1 protein-coding gene is annotated in these 253 nt (G+C 56.1%); it reads right to left on the bottom strand.

The annotated features are described in order from the left end of the window. A partial coding sequence (locus tag IV91_RS19375) for a hypothetical protein (protein WP_035418695.1) occupies positions 1-253 on the bottom strand: 253 nt, incomplete at both ends.

Raw genomic sequence — 253 nt, 5'->3', positions numbered from 1 at the left:
AATCGGCCCATGCGCAGCAAAGTTCCAGAATCTTTAGTTGACACTCCACCGGGGTCATCGTTCCCCTTGGTACCAGTAGGGTGAATGTCCCAACGCCGCGCCGCACCACGCGAATTTCAACGTCAGAATTATCATCGCTCGGCAACACAACCTCAATGGCGTAATTCAGGGCAGGCTTCTCGTCCAACTGCGCCCAGAGGCGATCACGCCACGGCTCAATGTTGATTGCTGGCGGACTGAACGCCTTGACTGG

Origin of the sequence: Ferrovum myxofaciens (assembly GCF_000735045.1) — a bacterium.
In the GTDB taxonomy this organism is placed as follows: Bacteria; Pseudomonadota; Gammaproteobacteria; order Burkholderiales; family Ferrovaceae; genus Ferrovum; species Ferrovum myxofaciens.
Note: the sequence above shows the minus strand (reverse complement) of the source record. Positions and strands in the feature narration are given on the sequence as shown.